This window comes from Bradyrhizobium septentrionale (genome assembly GCF_011516645.4).
Lineage (GTDB): Bacteria > Pseudomonadota > Alphaproteobacteria > Rhizobiales > Xanthobacteraceae > Bradyrhizobium > Bradyrhizobium septentrionale.
Window position 1 is genome coordinate 5659612 of record NZ_CP088285.1, and the last position, 13574, is coordinate 5673185.

Sequence of the window (13574 nt, forward strand, 5' to 3'; positions counted from 1 at the left end):
ATCGAAATTTTCAATGTCGGAATTGGGACGCCGGGTGAGGCCGGATTCACTTTCCCGCCATGACGCAGTTTGCGCGGAAATTTCTTCCGTAGAATTACGGAAGATCAGCCGCCGTTCTTCTCCATCTGATCGTAGATGGCCTGCGCGACCTGGGTCAGGCGGCTGCGGTCGGTGCCGCCGCTGACGACATAGGCGACGCCGCGATCAGCCCAGAACAGCGCGCCGTCGCTGCCCTGGACGGCATAGCGCATCTGGGTCGCATCGGTCTTCGCCTTGGCGGTGTAGACCGTGAAGCGCTCGCCGGACGTGCTCTCATACATCAGGAACGACGCCGGCCCGCTCGGCCCCGGCAGCAGGCGGCCGCCGACCAGCTTCAGCCCGGTGAGCTCCGGCGCGCGGACGTCCCAGCCGCAGCGCTTGGTCAGCCATTGCTGCAGGTGGTCGCGTTCGCTGCCGGGCACCTCGACCGGGTGACGGACCTCGACCACGTAGAGCCGGTGCGCATCGAGCGCATCGACCGTGAAGCTCTGGAAGGCCGACGGCGTCGCCGCCGCGCCGTGCGCGATCCAGCCGACGCCGCCGCCGGCGATGAAGGCGGCCAGCGTTGCCGCCACCGCGCCATAGACCCAGCGGCGCGGCTGGCGCACCAGCCGCTCGAGCTCGAGCCGCTTCGGCACCGCCTCGTCCAGCACGGTGTCGTAGCGCGCATGCAGCCTCTCGGCCATTGCGCGCCATGACTGCACCCGCGCCGCGTCGTCAGGATGCGTGGCGAGCCACGCCTCGACATCGCCGCGGCGTTCGGCCGGCAGCTCATTGTCGACGTAAGCGTGCAGCTCGTCTTCGGTGACGGGGATGTTCGGGTCGGTCATATCATTCGTCTCTGCCAAATCCTGTTCGAAAACCGTTCGTCGTAACGCCTGCTGTTGCGCAGCCTATCATTTCACCCGCCTGAGCGTCGGACGCTGGCCCTCGATCGATGCCCGGACATGGGCGCGGGCGCGGGCGAGCCGGGACATCACCGTGCCGATCGGCACGCCCTGGATGTCGGCGACCTCCCGGTAGCTCATGCCCTCCAGCATCACGAGCAGCAGCACCGAGCGCTGCTCCTCGACCAGCGTCGACAGCGCGCGCTCGATGTCGCGTCCCTCGGCCTCGGTGCCGCTGGCGTCGGCATTGTTGTCGAGCAGCGGCAGGAAGGCCGGCCGCCGCGCCAGCGAGCGCCGGCGGTTCTTGTTCAAATTGGTCAGGATCGTGTAGAGCCAGCTCCTGACGTCGCCGCCGAGAAACAGCCGCTTCGAGCGCAGCGCCCGCACCAGCGTGTCCTGCACCAGATCGTCGGCGATATCCGAGTCACGCACCAGCGCGCGCGCATAGCGGCGGAGCGCCGGAATCATGGCTTCGACACTTTGACGAAACGCGGTCATGCAACCCAGTCTTCGATGGTCGCGGCGCTAGCCGCCTCATCAAACATAACACCCTAACGTCGCGGCTATTCCGGTTGCGCCGATCTGCATGCATAGCGCCTCAGCTGCGGCCGATTTGGGCTTGTCGGCAGCCGAAGCACTGGTGTACCTCCGGGCCGGAAATATTCGAAGCGAATGCCGGTGCCAACGATCTACTACATCCGCCACGGCGAGACCGCATGGAATGCCGAAGGCCGGCTTCAGGGCGTGCAGGACATCGGCCTCAACGAGCGCGGCCGTGCCCAGGCGGCGCATGCCGGGCGCATCCTTGCCGATCTGCTGGCGGGCGACGGCCGTGACAAGACGACGCTGCCGTTCGTCGCAAGCCCGCTGATCCGGGCGCGCGCGACCATGGAGCTGGTGCGCACCGAGCTTGGCCTGCCGCCCGGCGACTACGCCCTCGACGCGCGGCTGCGCGAGATCGGCTACGGGACATGGGAGGGCTCGACGCTGGCGCAGGCGCAGGCCGCAGATCCCGCCGTGTATGCCCGCCGCCTGGCCGAGAAGTGGACGGTGTCGCCATCCGGCGGCGAGAGCTATGTCGACGTGCAGGTACGTATGACCCAGTGGTACCGCTCGGTAACCTCAGACACCGTCGCCGTCGCCCATGGCGGCACCGCGCGGGCGCTGATGGTGGCGCTCGGCTTCGAGACCCCGGCTTCGGCCGCGGACCTCTACATCGAGCAGGGCGCGGTCTACGTGTTCGGCGCTGCGGGCCTGCAGAAGTATAGTTGACCTCGGCGGTCACGCGAGGTTTGACCCCGCTGCCTGCGCGCGTTACGACACGCCATGTCCTTCAATACTTTCGGCCATATGTTCCGCGTCACGACCTTCGGCGAGAGCCATGGGGTCGCGATCGGCTGCGTGGTGGATGGCTGCCCGCCGTTGATCCCCCTGACCGTGGAGGAGATCCAGCACGACCTCGACCGCCGCCGGCCCGGCCAGTCGCGCTTCACCACCCAGCGCCAGGAGCCGGATGCGGTGAAGATCCTGTCCGGCGTGATGGCGCATCCGGAGAGCGGGGTGCAGGTCACGACCGGCACGCCGATCGCGCTGTTGATCGAGAACACCGACCAGCGCTCCAAGGACTATTCCGAGATCAAGGACAAGTTTCGCCCCGGGCACGCCGACTTCACCTATGAAGCGAAATACGGCCTGCGCGACTATCGCGGCGGCGGCCGCTCCTCCGCGCGCGAGACCGCGACCCGCGTCGCCGCCGGCGCGATCGCGCGAAAGGTCCTGCCCGGGGTCAAGGTGCGCGGCGCGCTGGTGCAGATGGGTCCGCACAAGATCGACCGCGAGAAGTGGGACTGGGACGAGATCGCCAACAACCCGTTCTTCTGTCCCGACAAGGACAAGGCGGCGTTCTTCGAAAGCTATCTCGACGGCATCAGGAAAAGCGGCTCCTCGATCGGCGCCGTCATCGAGGTCGTCGCCGAGGGCGTGCCGGCCGGTCTCGGCGCGCCGATCTATGCCAAGCTCGACAGCGACCTGGCATCCGCGATGATGAGCATCAACGCAGTCAAGGGCGTCGAGATCGGTGCCGGCTTCGGCGCCGCCGAGCTTACCGGCGAAGAGAACGCCGACGAGATGCGGACCGGCAACAACGGCACGCGTTTCCTGTCCAACCATGCCGGCGGCGTGCTCGGCGGCATCTCGACCGGCCAGCCGGTGGTGGTGCGCTTTGCGGTCAAGCCGACCTCCTCGATCCTGACCACGCGCCGCACCGTGGACCGCAAGGGCGCCGATACCGACATCCTGACCAAGGGCCGCCACGACCCCTGCGTCGGCATCCGCGCGGTGCCGGTGGGCGAGGCCATGATGGCCTGCGTGCTGGCCGATCATTTTCTGCGCGACCGCGGGCAGACCGGGCGCTGATCCCCTATATAGTGGCGGTCGCCAGATCGCCCGGGGAACTGCCAATGAATGCGTCGGAGCTGCGGGATATCATCGAATGGATGGTCGGTGGCGCGCGGTCGGCGCCGACCCCGCCGCAGATGATGGCGGAATGCTGCGAACGCCTGGTGCGGGCCGGTTTGCCGCTGTGGCGGGTCGGCGTCTTCGTGCGCACGCTGCATCCCGAGATCTACGGCCGCCATTTCTTCTGGACGCCTGGCGCGGAGGTCGAAACCGGCACCGTCGATCACAACATTCTGGACTCCCCGGAATTTGCCGTCAGCCCGCTGTCGATCGTGTTCAGGCAGGGCGTAGAAGTGCGCGCGCGGCTCGACGACCCCGCCAGCGCACGCTTCCCGATCGTCGTGGACCTGCAGGCGGAGGGCGTCACCGACTACGTCGCGATGCCGCTGGTCTATACCGACGGTTTCGTCAATGCGTCGAGCTGGACCACCAAGCAGCCGGGCGGCTTCACCGACGAGCAGCTCGATGCGATCCGCTCGATCGCCGTGCCGCTGGCGCGCTACATCGAGATCGTGACCCTGCGCCGCACCGCCACGCTGCTGCTCGACACCTATGTCGGCAACCGGGCCGGCGAGCGCATCATGGGCGGCCAGATCCGGCGCGGCCACGCCGATACGATGGACGCCGCGATCTGGCTGTCCGACCTGCGCGGCTTCACCGCGCTGTCGGACCGCTTGCCGGCCGAGACGGTGGTGGAGATCCTCAACCTCTACTTCGATTGCCAGGTCACCGCGATCCGCGACCATGGCGGCGAAGTGCTCAAATTCATGGGCGACGGCCTGCTCGCGGTGTTCCCGGTCGACGAATATCTCGGCGACGAGGTGCAGGTCTGCTCGCGCGTGCTGGAGGCCGCGCGCGCATCCCGCGCCGGCGTCGAGGCGCTGCAATTCGCCAACGGCGATGCGGTCGAGCGCTTCCGCTTCGGCGTCGCGCTGCATCTCGGGCGCGTGCTCTACGGCAATATCGGCGGCGGCAACCGGCTCGACTTCACCTGCATCGGTCCGGCGGTCAATCTCGCCGCGCGGCTGGAGAAGATCGCCGGCCGCCTCGGCCGCACCGTCGTGGCCTCCGAGCGCTTCGCCGGCATCTGCGACGGCGGTTGGAGCGATCTCGGCGAGTTTCCGATCGCCGGATTTTCCAAGGCCGAGCGGGTCTACGGTCTGTTCGACGAGGCGCCGCGCGCGGCTGCAAGCTAGCGGCTACGCGACGTGACTGACACGGACGCGCAGCATCGCACCGGGATTGCGTTGGTCGTTGCGGCCGCGGCGGCCTGGAGCACCGCGCCGTTCTTCACCCGGCTGCTGCACTTCGATTCCTGGACCATCCTGTTCTGGCGCGGGCTGTTCGGCGGCGGCGCGATCGCGCTGTTCCTGCTCGCAACGCAAGGCCGGCGCGGCGCGCGCGATCTCGTCGTGATGCCTATGAGCGGATGGCTGGTGGCGGGCCTCTCGACCCTGGGCATGGTGACGTTCATTCCGGCGCTGCAACTGACCAGCGTCGCCAATGTTGCGATCATTGTCGCGATGCAGCCGTTTGCGGCGGCCGCGATTGCCTGGCTCTGGCTCGGCGAGCGGGCGCGCCCCGGCACATTGTTGGCAAGCCTCGTCGCGCTCGCGGGCGTGGCCATCACCGTCAGCGGCGCTGAAGGCATCACGGACTACAGGGGCATCGGCCTTGCGGCATCATGGCGCTGGCGATCGCGCTGATGACGGTGATGATCCGCCGGCACAAGGGCACGCCGATGACTGCCGCCGCGGCGCTCTCGAATGTTCTCGGCAGCGTCGTCAGCGTCCCGCTCGCGCAGGGCATCGGCGCGGTCACCGGCGCAGATCTCGGCGTGCTTGCGATGTTCGGGGCATGCCAGGTCGGTCTCGGTCTCACTCTGTTTACGATCGGCTCCAGATTCCTGCCGTCCGGGCAGGCCTCGCTGATCGCCACCCTCGAAACCCCGCTGATGCCGTTCTGGGTGTGGCTGGCGTTTGCCGAGGTGCCGTCGCTCCGCGCGTTGCTGGGAGGCACGCTGGTGATGGGAGCCGTCGTCGCCGATATTGTAGCCAGCCAGCGGACGCAGCTCGCGCGGCCGGCGGAACGGTGATTACAGCTACTCTTCCGGCTCGGTGGTGAACAGCAGTGGATAGCCCTTGGCGCGGCCGGCGTCGGTGGCGCGCGTCGCCTTGGTCTCGGCGACGTCCCTGGTGAACACAGCGACCACGCAGACGCCGCGCTGATGCGCGGTCAGCATCACCTTGTAGGCCTGGTCGTCGGTCATGCGGAATTCGCCCTTCAGGATGGTGACGACGAATTCGCGCGGCGTGTAGTCGTCGTTGACCAGGATCACCTTGTGCAGGCGCGGCCGCTCGACCTTGGTCTTTGTCCTGGTTTTCGGTTTGACGACGCTATCGGGCATCGCCCGGCACTCCCTCGCGATTGCCCCGTAAGAATACCGTCTTCCGGCGCGCCTTGGAACCGGTCGAATTGCACGGCGTCATTGCGGCAACGGCACGGCGCGAGTTGTCTCATTCGAGACAGGTGATGTCTAACCTGCAAGCGCGTCCAACCTGCAAGTGCCTAACCTGCGAGCGACTAACCTGAATGTGAAGGACAAATGATATCAGCGCTTTTCGCCGCCTTATTTGCGTGTCACCATGACGCTCATACGACGGGAGGGCCGCAATGCGCTGGTATGTCTCGATCGGAGCGGTGCTTGTCGCGGGCATGCTGGCCAGCGGCGATGTGGCCGGTGTTGCCGCGCCCGGCCCGGGACCACAGACCGGCCGGCTGGCCGAAAAGGAATCCACACCGAGCGTCGACATCGAGCTGATCATCGCGGTCGACGTTTCCTATTCGATGGACATGGACGAACTCGCGATCCAGCGCGAGGGCTATGCGCAGGCGATCGTCTCCAAGGATTTCCTGCAGGCGCTGAAGGCCGGGCCGAACGGCAAGATCTCGATCACCTATTTCGAATGGGCCGCTTCCAATGATCAGAAGGTCATCATTCCCTGGCGGGTGATCGACGGCCCGGAATCCGCCGATGCGGTCGCCGCCGAGATCATGAAGACGCCGGTGCGCCGCGCCTCGCGCACCTCGATCTCGGGCGCGATCTATTTCGCAATCCCGATGTTCGACGAGAATCCGCATCGCGGCCTGCGCCGCGTGATCGATATTTCCGGTGACGGGCCCAACAACAACGGCTCGCCGATCACGCCTGCGCGCGATGCGGCGCTCGACAAGGGCATCGTCATCAACGGGTTGCCGATCATGGTGAAGGAGCCGTCCTACTCGACGATGGATATCGAGAATCTCGACCTGTACTACGAGGATTGCGTGATCGGCGGACCGGGCTCTTTCGTGGTGACGATCAAGGACCGCGACAGGTTCAAGGAGGCGATCCGCACCAAGCTGCTGCTCGAAGTCGCCGGCCGCACCCCCGAGCGCCCGATCGTACGGACCGCCGAGAAGGAGCCGCGGGTCAGTTGCACGATCGGCGAGAAGATCTGGCAGGACCGCTGGGGGCGGTGAGGGCTCGTTTTGTGATCTCGTGAGATGGGTAGCGACCTGTCCGCCGAAGCTCGAAGAGCGAAGGCGGAAGCGAAACCCACCATTCCCGTTCCGCTGCGACGGGTTTCGCTGCGCTCTATCCCGATCAGCGCGCAAACCGCGCCACCAGCTCGACATGCGGGGTGTGGCGGAACTGATCGACCGGGGTGACGGCCGTCATCTTGTAGCCGCCATCGATCAGGATTTTGGCGTCGCGCGCAAACGTCGCTGCATTGCAGGACACCGCGACGATCACCGGCACCTTGCTCGCTGCCAGCTGGGTGACCTGCGCCTGCGCGCCCTGCCGCGGCGGATCGAACACGACGGCGTCATAGTCGCGCAATTCCTGCGGCATCAAGGGGCGGCGGAACAGGTCGCGTGCCTCGGCCTTGAGCGGCTTCAGCCCCGGCGTCGATTGCGCGGCCTTCTGCAGCGCGGCGATCGCGCCGGCATCGCTGTCGAAGGCTGTGACCCGCGCCTTCTCTGCGAGGCGAAGCGCGAACGGCCCGACGCCGCAGAACAGGTCGGCGATGTGCTTGGCGCGTCCGCAATGCTCGCGCACCAGCGCCGCAAGCGTCTCCTCGCCCTTGACGGTCGCCTGCAGGAACGAGCCCGGCGGCAGCACCACCTTCACCTTGCCGATCGCAACCTCTGGCGAGCCGCGCTGCAGCACCAGCTCGCCGTGTCGCGTCAGCCGCGCCAGCCGATGCTTCTCCGCGACGCGCGACAGCGTGGTGATCAGGCTGGTCGGCAACGCGCCGGAACCGCGCACGTCGATGTCGAGGCCGTTCAGCGTCGCGGTGACCTGGACGTCGAGCGGCTTGCCGATCGAGATCAGCGGCTCGGCGACCGCCCAAGCCGCCTCGAGCGCGCCGTCGAGCGCGGGATCGAGGATCGGACAGCGGTCGACCGGGATGATGTCATGCGACCCCGCAGCGGCGAAGCCGACCTTCAGCACCTTATGGGTGCCCATGCGCCCGTGCAGCGTGATGCGGCGGCGGCCCGCGCCATGGGCATCGAGCAGCGGGGCAACCTCGGCCGCAATCTTCGCGTGCGCAAGGGTCTCGGCCACGATGTTGCGCTTCCAGGCCTGGTAGGGCGCGTCGTTCCAGTGCTGGATCGCGCAGCCGCCACAGACGCCGAAATGCGGACAGAACGGCGCGATGCGCTCCGGGCTTGCCTGCGCCACCCGCAGCAGCCGACGCCGGTCGGGATGCTGACCGGCGACGTCTTCGACCTCGACCGTTTCGCCGCCGAGCGTGTAGGGCACGAAGATCGACTGCGCCCCGTCGATCGCGACGCCGTCGCCGCGGTGGCCGACATGGTCGATGGTGAGGAGCTCAGCCACGGCGCGCGCCGAGGAAGAATTCGATATTGCCGTCGCCGCCGGTGATGGATGACGGGAACACCTGGATGTCGGTGCAGCCGAGCGAGCCGGCAAAGGCTGCGATATCGTCGCAGATCTCCTGGTGCACCATCGCGTTGCGGATGACGCCGCGCTTGGCGTGTTTGCGCGCCGCCTCAAATTGCGGCTTGATCAGCGCCAACAGATGCATTGGGGCTGCCGCCAGCGACAGCGCCACCGGCAGCACCAGCTTCAGCGAGATGAAGCTGACATCGATCACGACGATGTCGGGCCGCGCCGGCAGGCGCTTGCCCTCGAAATTCCGGATGTCGGTCGCCTCCATGGAGACGATCTTCGAATGGCCCTGCAGCGAGGGATGCAGCTGGCCGCGGCCGACGTCGATGGCGAACACCAGGCTCGCGCCATTGGCGAGCAGCACCTCGGTGAAGCCGCCGGTCGAGGCGCCGACATCGAGGCAGACATGACCCTCGATATCGATCGGATAATGCTCGAGCGCGCCGGCGAGCTTGACGCCGCCGCGCGAGACATAGGGATGCGCCGGCTCGGCGGTGAGTGTGGCACCGGGCGCGACGATCTCGGACGCTTTTGCAATCGGCTTGCCGTCGGCGGTGACGAGACCGGCGTCGATCGCGGCACGCGCCCGCGCCCGGCTTTCGAACAGGCCGCGTTCGACCAACAGCACGTCGATGCGCTTGCCGGCGGATCCGTCGTTGTCGTTGTCGCCCGGCCTGGTCACTTGTTTGGTCACTTGGCGCTCTGCCGGCGCTGCGTGGCGGCGAGCCGCACGCAGGCCTCGAAGGAGGTGAGGTCGTGCCAGAGATCGGCCGCCAGCTCGCGCGGGGTCACCAGCGGACTGCCGTGCAGATCGAGCGCATGCATCATCATCAGATTGTCCGGCAATCCAAACTCTTCCACCGTCAGCCCCTCCGCGTCGATCAGGCGTCCGTCGGATGCCGGCACGACTTGGCTCAGCCGCGCCACGCGATTGGCGTAGGACGTGGGATCGTTCGAATAGGCGAGGCACAGTTTGCCGCGTCCCGCCATATAGCCGAGTTCGTAGACGGTGCCTGCGTCGGCACTGGGGCCGCGAAACGGCGTCAAATTGGCGATGATAGCGTCGGCAGACTCCATCATCGCCTCGTTGCTCTTGAAGATGGCGAGAGAGGCGCCGGCGGCAGAGGGATCGATGCTGTTGTCGAGCGGATACAGCCCGGTCAGCCCGTGATAGGAGCAAACCTCCGCCTTGCGGCGGCCGATCTCCACGGCATCCGGCAGGAACACGTCAGGACCTGCCAGATAGATTTTCATGGACTTTGCCGGCGCCCCAAGACGCCGCTCCAAGACGCCGCCCGAAGCGATTACGCGAGCTTGACGGTCTCGGTCTTGTAGTCCTTGCCGAGGGTTTCGAACACCTTGGCAACGATGCTCTTGGCGTCGAGACCTGCGCGGGCATACATCGCCGCCGGCGAGTCGTGGTCGAGGAACACGTCGGGCAAGATCATCGAGCGGAACTTGAGCATGCCGCTGTCGAGCATGGCGTTGTCAGACAGGAACTGCATGACATGCGAGCCGAAGCCGCCGATCGAGCCTTCCTCGATGGTGATCAGGATATCATGCTCGCGGGCGAGCTTCATGATCATCTCTTCGTCGAGCGGCTTCATGAAGCGCGCGTCCGCGATCGTGGCGGAGAGGCCGTGGGCGGCGAGCTCGTCGGCGGCCTTCTCGCACTCGGCGAGGCGGGTGCCGAACGACAGCAGCGCGACCTTCTTGCCTTCGCGGACGATGCGGCCCTTGCCGACCGGCAGGGGAACGCCGACTTCCGGCATCTCGACGCCGCGGCCTTCGCCGCGCGGATAGCGCAGCGCGCTCGGACGATCGTTGATCGCAACCTGCGTCGCCACCATGTGGACCATTTCCGCCTCGTCGGCGGCAGCCATGATCACCATGTTGGGCAGGCACCCGAGATAGGCGCTGTCGAACGAACCCGCATGGGTCGCGCCGTCGGCGCCGACCAGGCCGGCGCGGTCGATCGCGAAGCGCACCGGAAGGCTCTGGATCGCGACGTCGTGGACCACCTGGTCATAGCCGCGCTGCAGGAAGGTCGAATAGATCGCGCAGAACGGCTTGTAGCCTTCGGTGGCGAGGCCGGCGGCGAAGGTCACCGCGTGCTGCTCGGCGATGCCGACGTCGAAGGTGCGGTCCGGGAACGCCTTGTTGAAGATATCGACGCCGGTGCCCGACGGCATCGCCGCGGTGATGGCGACGATCTTGTCGTCCTTCTCGGCTTCCTTGACGAGGCTCTGGCCGAACACGTTCTGATAGGCCGGCGCATTCGGCTTGGCCTTGGCCTGGGTGCCGGTGGCGACGTCGAACTTGACGACGGCGTGGTACTTGTCGGCGGAGGCCTCGGCCGGGCCGTAGCCCTTGCCCTTCTGGGTCACGACGTGGACCAGGATCGGTCCGGTCTCCATGTCGCGGACGTTCTTCAGCACCGGCAGCAGATGGTCGAGATTGTGGCCGTCGATCGGGCCGACATAGTAGAAGCCGAGCTCCTCGAACAGCGTGCCGCCGTCCATCATGAAGCCGCGGGAATATTCCTCGACGCGGTTGGCGCGGTTGGCGAGGATCTTCGGCAGGCGCTTGTTGATCTGCTTGGCCGCCTCGCGCAGCGAGCGGTAGGTCTTGCCGGAATAGAGCCGCGACAGATAGGCGCTCATCGCGCCGACCGGCGGGGCGATCGACATGTCGTTGTCGTTGAGGATCACGATCAGGCGCGAATTCATCGCACCGGCGTTGTTCATGGCTTCATAGGCCATGCCGGCCGACATCGCGCCGTCGCCGATCACGGCGATGACGTTGTTCTTGCCGCCGGAGAGATCGCGCGCCACGGCCATGCCGAGGCCGGCCGAAATCGAGGTCGAGGAGTGTGCGGCGCCGAACGGATCGTAGTCGCTCTCGGTGCGCTTGGTGAAGCCGGAGAGGCCGCCGCCGGTGCGCAGCGTGCGGATGCGGTCGCGGCGTCCGGTCAGGATCTTGTGCGGGTAGGCCTGGTGCCCGACGTCCCAGATCAGGCGGTCGCGCGGGGTGTCGAAGGTGTAGTGGATGGCGGTGGTCAGTTCGACCACGCCGAGGCCGGCGCCGAAATGGCCGCCGGTCACCGACACCGCGTCGATGGTTTCCTGGCGGAGCTCGTCGGCGACTTGCCGCACCTGCTCGACCTTCAGCTTGCGCAGGTCATCGGGCGTGTGAATCGTGTCAAGAAGCGGCGTTTTACTAAATGTGGTCACAGCGAATTTCCAATTTTTTGCCTGTCGGAACGAACGGCCCGACGCGAGATGGGTTGGCGCGCTCACCGCGCAGCGAATGCCAGACACTGGGTGCCGCCCCGGCAGGCCGTGCCTGGTTGTCAGCCTAGATTCACTCCGGATTGGACCACGTGATATGCATCACCTTGGTCGCCGTTCACCCGTCCCGGTTCAGTTTTGTCGAACCATTTGAGATGCATGCCGCCCGAATAATTCGGGCCGCCCGTCACCCTCAAATGCCCATAGAACTGGAAGCATTACACCAAAGCCGCCGCCAAAGCCAACCCGCTAGGGTCGCTGGGTTCCTATGCCTTCTACCGAAAAAGCCAGACTTTTCAATGCCTGAAGCCGCGGGCGGGTTCCAATCCGCCCATTTTTGCGGCAGCCAGCCGGCGAGGATCGGACAGATTCGTGACAGCGCCGGACCGCCGCGGTCGTCCCGCGGCGGGGTCAGTTGCCGGAAATACGCAGCAACAATTGTCCGCTGTCGCGGACATCCTGTCGCAGGATCGCGATGCTGGCTGCCTTGCGGCGCTACTGCACGTCGAGCGGCTCGGTGCCGGTCGGTTGGCCCGAGGCGTCGGTGGTGATCTTGTCGACGCGGGCTTCGGCCTGGCGCAGCAACTCCTCGCAGCGCCGCTTCAGCTGTTCGCCGCGCTCATAGATCGCGACCGATTCCTCCAGCGGGACCTTGCCGTCCTCGAGCCGCTTGACGATCGATTCGAGTTCCTCGATCGCGCGCTCAAAGGAGAGTTTCTTGACGTCCGCCTGGGTGTTTTCGGCCATTCTTTGCGTTCCTGATTGCGCCGATCAGATCGCAACCTGATCTTGTTCGTCCGGGCATGACCTGTCGCAGGCCATGCTCGCCCCGGCGCAGAATCAAACGAATTTTTGCGGGCGTATTGTGGCGGGTATTTAGGCGCCCATCAATGCGGTGACGTGAGATGCCACCGACTCTTTCAGGCCCTGCAGGTCGTAGCCGCCCTCCAGCACGGAGACCACGCGGCCGCCGGCGCTCTTGTCGGCCACATCCATCAGCTTGCGCGTGACCCAGCCGAAATCCTCGCCGGTCAGGTTGATCGAGGCCAGGGGATCGCGGTGATGTGCGTCGAAGCCCGCCGAGATGACGACGAGCTCGGGGGAAAACTTCTCGAGCTGCGGCAGGATCAGGTTCTCGAAAGCTGCGCGGAACCTGGCGCCGCCGTCGCCGGGCGCCAGCGGCGCGTTGACGACGGTGTCATGCTCGCCGCGCTCGCCGGCGGCACCGGTGCCGGGGAACAGCGGCATCTGGTGCGTCGAGCAATACATCACGGTCGGATCGGCCCAGAAGATGTCCTGGGTGCCGTTGCCGTGATGGACGTCGAAATCGATGATCGCGGCGCGCTTGATGCCGTATTTGCGCTGCGCGTGGCGCGCGGCGATCGCGACATTGTCGAAGAAGCAGAAGCCCATCGGCGTCGATTTCTCGGCGTGATGGCCTGGCGGCCGCACCGCGACGAAGGCGTTCTGGTGGGCGCCGGTCATCACCGCATCGGTGGCGGCCACCGCGCCGCCGACACCGCGCATCACGGCTTCCCAGGTGCCCGGCGACATCGAGGTGTCGCCGTCAATATAAATCATGCCCGAGGTCGGCGCGATGTGGCGCAGTTCGCCGACATAATGCTCGCCATGACAGAGCAGCACGGTGTCGAGGTCGCCTTCGGGCGCCAGATCGCGCACCAGCGCCTTGAACCGATCCTCGCCGAGCACCTCGGCCACCGCGCGCAGCCGGTCAGGGCGTTCGGGATGTCCTGGAGGGGTCAAATGGTTGAGGCAGGCGGTGTGCGTCAGAAGCAGTGTCATGCAAATTCCCGGCGCAATGGAGGCGCGTGCGAGGACGCATGATCCGGAAAAGCGTGCAGCGGTTTTCCGGACAAGATCATGCGCGAACGATCCCTAATTTAGGCGGTTACCGGCTCGCCGGAAAGGGCCGCGTTTGAT

The 13574-nt window shown here is 66.3% G+C and carries 15 protein-coding genes; 6 read left to right on the top strand and 9 right to left on the bottom strand.

Going from position 1 to position 13574, the window contains the following annotated elements; genetic code table 11:
• Nucleotides 1–104: 104 nt before the first annotated feature.
• Nucleotides 105–869 carry an anti-sigma factor family protein gene (locus HAP48_RS28905; RefSeq protein ID WP_166203072.1) on the bottom strand — a complete coding sequence of 255 codons (765 nt, stop codon included), beginning with the start codon at nucleotides 867–869 and terminating at the stop codon, nucleotides 105–107.
• A 66-nt stretch (nucleotides 870–935) separates the two neighbouring features.
• Complete coding sequence (locus HAP48_RS28910; protein ID WP_166203074.1) at nucleotides 936–1424, bottom strand: sigma-70 family RNA polymerase sigma factor; 489 nt, start codon at nucleotides 1422–1424, stop codon at nucleotides 936–938.
• Between the two features lie 174 nt (nucleotides 1425–1598).
• Here HAP48_RS28910 and HAP48_RS28915 point away from each other — a divergent pair, with 174 nt between their 5' ends.
• The 5 genes from HAP48_RS28915 to HAP48_RS28935 are packed head-to-tail and all read left to right on the top strand — an operon-like array spanning nucleotide 1599 to nucleotide 5478.
• Complete coding sequence (locus HAP48_RS28915) at nucleotides 1599–2198, top strand: histidine phosphatase family protein (RefSeq protein ID WP_166203076.1); 600 nt, start codon at nucleotides 1599–1601, stop codon at nucleotides 2196–2198.
• A gap of 54 nt (nucleotides 2199–2252) precedes the next feature.
• Nucleotides 2253–3341 (top strand): chorismate synthase, encoded by a 1089-nt coding sequence (aroC, locus tag HAP48_RS28920; protein ID WP_166203079.1) that lies wholly within the window; start codon nucleotides 2253–2255, stop codon nucleotides 3339–3341.
• A 44-nt stretch (nucleotides 3342–3385) separates the two neighbouring features.
• Nucleotides 3386–4579, top strand: a complete 1194-nt coding sequence (locus tag HAP48_RS28925) for an adenylate/guanylate cyclase domain-containing protein (RefSeq protein ID WP_166203081.1) — start codon at nucleotides 3386–3388, stop codon at nucleotides 4577–4579.
• A 12-nt stretch (nucleotides 4580–4591) separates the two neighbouring features.
• Complete coding sequence (locus HAP48_RS28930) at nucleotides 4592–5089, top strand: DMT family transporter (protein WP_224496654.1); 498 nt, start codon at nucleotides 4592–4594, stop codon at nucleotides 5087–5089.
• Nucleotides 5068–5478, top strand: a complete 411-nt coding sequence (locus HAP48_RS28935; RefSeq protein ID WP_224496655.1) for an EamA family transporter — start codon at nucleotides 5068–5070, stop codon at nucleotides 5476–5478. The genes HAP48_RS28930 and HAP48_RS28935 overlap by 22 nt, the downstream gene beginning before the upstream one ends.
• A gap of 6 nt (nucleotides 5479–5484) precedes the next feature.
• Here HAP48_RS28935 and clpS read toward each other — a convergent pair whose 3' ends face one another.
• Complete coding sequence (clpS, locus tag HAP48_RS28940) at nucleotides 5485–5790, bottom strand: ATP-dependent Clp protease adapter ClpS (RefSeq protein WP_166203083.1); 306 nt, start codon at nucleotides 5788–5790, stop codon at nucleotides 5485–5487.
• A gap of 266 nt (nucleotides 5791–6056) precedes the next feature.
• Between clpS and HAP48_RS28945 the strand changes: the two genes are divergently transcribed.
• On the top strand, nucleotides 6057–6905 hold the full coding sequence (locus HAP48_RS28945; RefSeq protein WP_166203085.1) for a DUF1194 domain-containing protein: 849 nt from the start codon (nucleotides 6057–6059) through the stop codon (nucleotides 6903–6905).
• A gap of 124 nt (nucleotides 6906–7029) precedes the next feature.
• Here HAP48_RS28945 and HAP48_RS28950 read toward each other — a convergent pair whose 3' ends face one another.
• The 6 genes from HAP48_RS28950 to HAP48_RS28975 all read right to left on the bottom strand — a co-directional run bounded on the left by HAP48_RS28950 (nucleotide 7030) and on the right by HAP48_RS28975 (nucleotide 13436).
• Nucleotides 7030–8271, bottom strand: coding sequence for a class I SAM-dependent RNA methyltransferase (locus HAP48_RS28950; protein ID WP_166203087.1), 1242 nt, complete (start codon nucleotides 8269–8271; stop codon nucleotides 7030–7032).
• Nucleotides 8264–9037 carry a TlyA family RNA methyltransferase gene (locus tag HAP48_RS28955; protein ID WP_224496656.1) on the bottom strand — a complete coding sequence of 258 codons (774 nt, stop codon included), beginning with the start codon at nucleotides 9035–9037 and terminating at the stop codon, nucleotides 8264–8266. Before HAP48_RS28955 ends, HAP48_RS28950 begins: the two co-directional genes overlap by 8 nt.
• Nucleotides 9034–9597 carry a nucleoside 2-deoxyribosyltransferase gene (locus tag HAP48_RS28960; RefSeq protein WP_166203089.1) on the bottom strand — a complete coding sequence of 188 codons (564 nt, stop codon included), beginning with the start codon at nucleotides 9595–9597 and terminating at the stop codon, nucleotides 9034–9036. Before HAP48_RS28960 ends, HAP48_RS28955 begins: the two co-directional genes overlap by 4 nt.
• A gap of 50 nt (nucleotides 9598–9647) precedes the next feature.
• Complete coding sequence (gene dxs / locus HAP48_RS28965; protein ID WP_166203091.1) at nucleotides 9648–11576, bottom strand: 1-deoxy-D-xylulose-5-phosphate synthase; 1929 nt, start codon at nucleotides 11574–11576, stop codon at nucleotides 9648–9650.
• A gap of 552 nt (nucleotides 11577–12128) precedes the next feature.
• Nucleotides 12129–12380 carry an exodeoxyribonuclease VII small subunit gene (locus HAP48_RS28970; RefSeq protein ID WP_166203093.1) on the bottom strand — a complete coding sequence of 84 codons (252 nt, stop codon included), beginning with the start codon at nucleotides 12378–12380 and terminating at the stop codon, nucleotides 12129–12131.
• 129 nt (nucleotides 12381–12509) lie between these two features.
• Entirely contained in the window at nucleotides 12510–13436 is a 927-nt protein-coding gene (locus tag HAP48_RS28975; RefSeq protein WP_166203095.1) for a histone deacetylase family protein, read from the bottom strand.
• Between the last annotated feature and the right edge of the window lie 138 nt (nucleotides 13437–13574).